Annotated in this window: 5 protein-coding genes and 1 pseudogene; all 6 read right to left on the bottom strand. The window is 59.2% G+C overall.

The window, feature by feature from the left end; genetic code table 11:
• Nucleotides 1–44: 44 nt before the first annotated feature.
• Nucleotides 45–209 carry an iron-containing alcohol dehydrogenase gene (locus MDG893_RS20805; protein ID WP_007155681.1) on the bottom strand — a complete coding sequence of 55 codons (165 nt, stop codon included), beginning with the start codon at nucleotides 207–209 and terminating at the stop codon, nucleotides 45–47.
• Between the two features lie 45 nt (nucleotides 210–254).
• Nucleotides 255–542 (bottom strand): annotated as a pseudogene (locus tag MDG893_RS20080) (aldehyde dehydrogenase family protein); the annotation flags it as partial.
• 43 nt (nucleotides 543–585) lie between these two features.
• Nucleotides 586–954 carry a nitrite reductase small subunit NirD gene (gene nirD / locus MDG893_RS20075; protein ID WP_040474833.1) on the bottom strand — a complete coding sequence of 123 codons (369 nt, stop codon included), beginning with the start codon at nucleotides 952–954 and terminating at the stop codon, nucleotides 586–588.
• A 199-nt stretch (nucleotides 955–1,153) separates the two neighbouring features.
• Complete coding sequence (gene nirB, locus MDG893_RS20070) at nucleotides 1,154–3,667, bottom strand: nitrite reductase large subunit NirB (protein ID WP_007155678.1); 2,514 nt, start codon at nucleotides 3,665–3,667, stop codon at nucleotides 1,154–1,156.
• Nucleotides 3,668–3,696: 29 nt separating this feature from the next.
• Nucleotides 3,697–4,926, bottom strand: coding sequence for an NAD(P)/FAD-dependent oxidoreductase (locus tag MDG893_RS20065; protein WP_007155677.1), 1,230 nt, complete (start codon nucleotides 4,924–4,926; stop codon nucleotides 3,697–3,699).
• 295 nt (nucleotides 4,927–5,221) lie between these two features.
• Nucleotides 5,222–6,091 (bottom strand): ABC transporter ATP-binding protein, encoded by an 870-nt coding sequence (locus MDG893_RS20060; protein ID WP_244264464.1) that lies wholly within the window; start codon nucleotides 6,089–6,091, stop codon nucleotides 5,222–5,224.
• Between the last annotated feature and the right edge of the window lie 56 nt (nucleotides 6,092–6,147).

Below are 6,147 nucleotides of genomic sequence, written 5' to 3'. Positions count from 1 at the left end.
GTCAACGTCCGAGAACATGGCCCGCCCAAGACTGGCTTGCTCCATTAAATCGAGCGTCCGCTGGGTGATGGGCAGGTTTGCCAGCCCCTGTCGGTCACCAGCAACGGCCGTTTAATGCCGGCCTCCGCGCAGCATTCACCGAGTTCAGCGATGCGACCGGCGCCAAAGCGGATATCCGTGGGGTAGGACCAGTTTGCGGAGAGTGTCATTGTCAGCCCCTCGTCAGAGAATAGGGTTGTCTGTTGATCCGGATATCAGTTCACCGGTTTTTTCAGGTAATACGATTTCGGGCGCGTCAGGTTATGGTAGCCGATGATCGAAAGCCCACCACCACGACCGGTGTTCTTGCAACCGGTCCAGCACAGCGCCGGGTCCAGGTAATCGCAACGGTTCATGAACACCGTGCCGGTCTCAATCTGATCGGCCACCCGCGTGGCGCGGTCAATATCTTTGGTCCACAGTGACGCGGTCAGGCCGAATTCGCTGTCGTTCATCAACGCGACCGCCTCGGCGTCATCTTTGACTTTCACCCCCCAAATCGGCTTTTCGGGCCCTTGCAGAAGCCTGCCCGGGGAAACTAACGGGTTAGGCCACGGCTGATTCCTTGTTGGTTGCAGGGATTTCCACGCGGACGTTGTTGCCATCCAGCAGGACTGGGTAGGTTTTTACGGCTACCTCTTCGTCCTCCAGGCACTGACCGGTCTGCAGGTTGAAGTGCTGCTTGTACAACGGCGAAGCCACCACTGGCTGCCCTTTCAGATCCCCGGTAATACCCCGCGCCAGCACGTTCTTACCGGTAAACGGATCGGTATGGCTGACCGCAAACAACGCCGGCAACCGATGCGGCAGATAAAATACCGCCACCGGACCATCCTCGGTCCAGACCGCAACCCCCGATTCCGGCACAAGATCATCAACCGTACAAACAACGTCCCAGGAAGTGCGTGCTTTCATAACGTTCTCCAATTTCATTCAGGTTCGCCAAAGGCGTTAACTCTTGATTTGATGCGCTTTTAACCAGCGATAACTGGTGATCCGATGAGCGTGGGGGTCAATAATTTTTCCCGCCAGGAAAAAGGTGTCCGAGCGCAGCGAGTTCTTTTTCCCAAGGGAAAAATTATTGACCCCCGCGCTCCACCCCAAGCCACCAGTCCTAAGCAGGCTCCTCCTCAAGTAAAGGCCGACGTTGATCCCGTTCGGTAGTCCACTGTTGAACCGGATCTTTCTTGGACGGTGCATTCACAAACTCCCGGAACCGCTTCCGCTTCTCAGGATCCTCAACCGCCGTCTTCCACTCGCACTGATAGGTATCCACCAGATCCGCCATGTGCTTCTCCAGCTCCTCACCAATGCCCAGGCTGTCCTCCAGAACCACCTGCTTCAGATACTCCAGACCCCCTTCCAGGTTCTCCATCCACACGCTGGTGCGTTGCAAACGGTCCGCTGTACGGACGTAGAACATCAACACCCGGTCGATAGCGCTGATCAGTTCCTCATCGGACAGATCCGTCGCAAACAAATCCGCGTGGCGCGGGCGCATGCCGCCGTTGCCGCAGACGTACAGATTCCAGCCGTTTTCCGTGGCAATCACGCCAATGTCCTTGCTCTGGGCTTCCGCGCATTCGCGGGTGCAGCCAGACACCGCCATCTTGAGCTTATGGGGCGAGCGCAGGCCCTTGTAGCGGTTCTCCAGGAAGATCGCCATGCCCACGCTGTCCTGTACGCCGTAGCGGCACCAGGTGCTGCCGACGCAGGACTTCACCGTACGCAGAGACTTGCCGTAGGCATGGCCGGTTTCGAAGCCGGCGGCGATGAGTTTCTCCCAGATCTCCGGCAGTTCGCTCAGGGTGGCGCCGAACAGGTCCACGCGCTGGCCCCCGGTGATCTTGGTATACAGGTTGTATTCCTTGGCCACTTCACCCAGCACAATCAGCTTGTCCGGAGTGATCTCGCCGCCCGGTACCCGGGGCACGATGGAGTAGGTGCCGTTCTTCTGCATGTTGGCCATGAAGGTATCGTTGGTGTCCTGCAGGGGCACGTGGTCGGTGGCCAGGATGTGCTCGTTCCAGCAGGTGGCAAGAATGGAGGCTACGGCCGGTTTGCAGATATCGCACCCGTGGCCCTTGCCATGATCACGGATTAATGTCCGGAAGGTACGGATGCCATTGACCTTCACGATGTTGAACAGGTCCTGGCGGCTGTACGGGAAGTGCTCGCAGATATCCTTGCTGACTTCCACGCCGCGTTTTTCCAGTTCACTGTCCACCACGTTCTTCAGTAGCGCTGCACAACCGCCGCAGCCGGTACTGGCCTTGGTTTCTGCCTTCACACCGGCAAGGTCGGTGCAGCCGGCGTCGATCACACCGCAGATATCGCCTTTGGACACGTTGTGGCAGGAGCAGATCGAGGCGGTTTCCGGCAGGGCGTCCGGGCCCAGCGCGGGAGCGCCGCCCTGGCTTTCCGGCAGTATCAGGGTTTCCGGATTTTCCGGCAGTTCAATGCCGTTCAAGGCGTATTGCAGCAGCGTGTCGTAGTGACTGTTGTCACCCACCAGGATAGCGCCCAGCAGGGTCTTGCCGTCTTCGCTGATCACCATGCGACGGTAGTGGCCGGCCTGCTCGTCGTTAAAGCGGATGTTGCGGGCACCTGGGGTTTGGGCGTGGGCATCGCCGATCGAGCCCACATCCACACCCAGCAACTTGAGCTTGGTGCTCATGTCGGCGCCGGTAAAGGCCGCTTCCGTGTCACCGTTCAGCACTGAGGCCAGGGTGCGGGCCATGGTATAGCCCGGCGCCACAAGGCCAAAAATCTTCTCACTCCACAGAGCGCATTCGCCGATGGCGTGAATGTGCGGGTCAGAGGTGGTGCACTGATCGTTGATGACAATACCACCGCGCTCACCCATGGCGAGTTCACTGGAACGCGCCAGGGCATCCTGGGGGCGGATGCCGGCAGAGAATACGATCAGGTCGGTTTCCAGATGGGTGTCGTCACTGAAGTTCATCCGCAGGCGGGCTTCTTCGCCTTCCACGATCTCGGTGGTCGCCTTTTCGGTGTGCACCTGCACACCCAGTTCCTCAATCTTGTGTTTCAGCAGCGCGCCGCCGTCGCTGTCGAGCTGCACTGGCATCAGGCGAGGCGCGAATTCCACCACATGGGCGTCCAGGCCCAGGCTTTTGAGGGCGTTGGCGGCTTCCAGGCCCAGCAGGCCGCCACCCACCACAACGCCGGTTTTAACGCCGTCGGCGCTGGCGCGGATGCTGTCCAGGTCTTCCAGGGTACGGTACACCAGGCAATGGGGGTGCTCGTTACCCTTGATGGGCGGAACAAACGGGTATGAGCCAGTCGCCAGAACCAGTTCGTCATAGGCGTAATCACCCATGGGTGTGGTAATGGTCTGATTGGCGCGGTCGATTCCGGTCACCTGTTCGCCCAGGCGCAGGTCGATGTGGTTCTCGGCGTACCAGTCTGCGGTGCCCATGGCCAGATCGGCGTGGGTGGAGCCACCGAAATACTCGGACAGGTGAACCCGGTCATACGCCAGCAGCTTCTCTTCACCAAACACCTTGATGTCGAAGTCGGCTGCCGCCGGGGTTTCCACCAGCTGTTCCAGGAAGTGGTGGCCGACCATGCCGTTGCCAATCACGATCAGGGTTTTCTTGCTCATGGTAATTCCTCTCTCTGTTCCCGGCCGCTTTAAGCGGCTTCGCAGTAGTGCTTGCCAAAGGCCAGATGGGCCCGGTAAGGGCTGATGTCATCGGCCTGTTGAATGCGTTCGTTGTACCAGGGGCCGTCGCTGGTTTCGCCGAAGAGCACGGCGCCTGTGAGTCTTTGGTCGCGAATCAGCAGGCGGCAGTACCGGTTGGTGTCGTAGTCCTGCCAGATTACGGATTCGGTCTCTGCGTCCGCGTCGGTCTGGCCGCAGGAAAATATCGGGATGCCGCTGATTTTCAGGCGCGTCGGGATCGTGGACGGCGCAAAGGCGGCCTGGCTGTCGGAGTGGCACAATACCTGCGCCAGCACATCGGCCTGTTGGTAGCCCGGCTCCACCAGCCCGAAGGTCTGGTTTTCCAGCTGGCAGCATTCCCCCAGGGCAAAGATCTGTGGGTCGCTGGTTTGCAGTTGCGGGTTCACGCGGATGGCGCGCTCGCAATCCAGGCCAGCCTCCCGTGCCAGTTCGGTGTTGGGTGTAATGCCAGCGGCAATCACCACCAGATCGGTGCTGATCAGGGTTTCATCGTCGAGTTGCACGGCCCTCACCAGGTTGCGACCGATAAGAGCCACGGGGGACGTTTGAGTACGAATGGACAGGCCGCGTTCGGTCAGGGCCTGTTCCAACAGTGCTCCGCCGGTCTCGTCCAGTTGTCGGTTCAGCAGATGGCTGCCGCGGTGCAGAACAGTGACCGCCATACCCCGGCTGCGTAGTCCTTCAGCCGCCTCCAGACCCAGGAAGCCGCCACCGATTACCACCGCGCGGCGATGGCGCTGGCTGGTTTGGATCAGCTGGCGAGTGTCTTTCAGGTCGCGGAAACCCATGACACCTTCCAGGCTCTCGCCCTCCAGGCCAAGACTGGCGGAGCGGGAGCCCGTGGCCAGAACCAGGCTGGTGTAGCGCTGAGTCTGCCCGCTTGCAGTTGTAACCGTGCGATCTTCCCGGTTAATGGCGGTAACGGGGTCGCCCTGGTTCACGGTGATGTTGTTGTGCCGGTACCAGTCCGGTTGTTGCAGTTGCAGGCTGTCTTCGTTGGCATCGCCGGCCAGGAGGGCTGAAAGCTGGATGCGGTTGTAGGCAGGGCTTGCCTCGCCATTGAACACCACGATGCGCTCAAAAGGCCGCTGCGGCTGAACAACCAGTTTTTCGAGCAGGCGCTGGGCCACCATGCCGTGCCCGCAGATAACGAGAGTCTGTTCTGCTTGTGCGCTCATGATGGTGATGCCCTTCTTGTGTCCAAAACGAAAAAAGCCGGAGCATCTGATCCCCGAAGGAACTCGATGGTCCGGCGCCAATGCCAACAACAATGATCTGATGGTCCGGCCGATCCTTAGCCGGGACATTCATCCCTGTATTTACAGTAGCGAACGCCGTGCCAAAATTATTAGTCCTTTATTTACAGCAAGTTGAAGGATTTCGCTTTGAACTCGACCCGAAAGCTGTGCGCTCTGACAGGGCGACATGCACCGGATGAGTGCTTCTGTAGGGCGCGAGCTTCTTCGTTTGATCTCATGCAATGCGGCGAACCGGGCTCTCAGAACGCTCGTTCTCCCCATCCGGTGAGCTGCCTTCCTGCTTGGGCGCTTCGACTTCAGCAGTGGGCTTATCCTGTTCATCCTCGCCTTTGCCGGGGAAACGCTGCTTTTCATACAGGAAGGACAATACCGCCTGACGGTAGCGCACATAGTCTGGATGGTCGGCCAGGGTGACCCGGTTGCGGGGTCGCTCCAGTTCAATGTGCAACTCCTCCCCGATGGTGGCGGCCGGCCCGTTGGTCATCATTACAATGCGGTCTGACAGCAGCACGGCTTCGTCCACGTCATGGGTGATCATGATCACTGTACTGTTCAGGTCCTGCTGGATCTTCATCAGCGAATCCTGCAGGTGGGCCCGCGTCAGCGCGTCCAGCGCGCCGAACGGCTCGTCCATCAACAGCACACTGGGCTTCATCGCCAGTGCCCGGGCAATCCCGACCCGCTGGGCCATGCCCCCAGAGATCTCTCCGGGGCGTTTATCCAGGGCGTGGTCCATGTTGACCAGCTTGAGGTTGTGAAGAATCCATTCCTTCCGCTCGGTTTTACTCATGGATTTTCGGAACACTTGCTGTACGGCCAATTCAACGTTCTCGTACACGGTCAGCCAGGGCATCAGTGAGTGATTTTGGAACACAACCGCACGTTCCGGCCCCGGTGTGTTCACCTCATGCCCATCCAGCACGCAACCTCCTCGCGTAGCCTGTAAAAGCCCGGCTACAATATTGAGCACGGTCGATTTACCGCAGCCGGAATGCCCGATCAGTGATACGAATTCACCTTTGCGGATCTTCAAGTCTACGTTTTCCAAGGCCACAAACGGTCCATCCTTGGTATCAAAGGCCATCTGCACATTGGTCAATTCAAGATGCGACTTGCTCATGTTCTCTCTCCTCTGGGTTC

It is taken from the genome of Marinobacter algicola DG893, assembly GCF_000170835.1.
Classification (GTDB): Bacteria; Pseudomonadota; Gammaproteobacteria; order Pseudomonadales; family Oleiphilaceae; genus Marinobacter; species Marinobacter algicola.
Note: the sequence above shows the minus strand (reverse complement) of the source record. Positions and strands in the feature narration are given on the sequence as shown.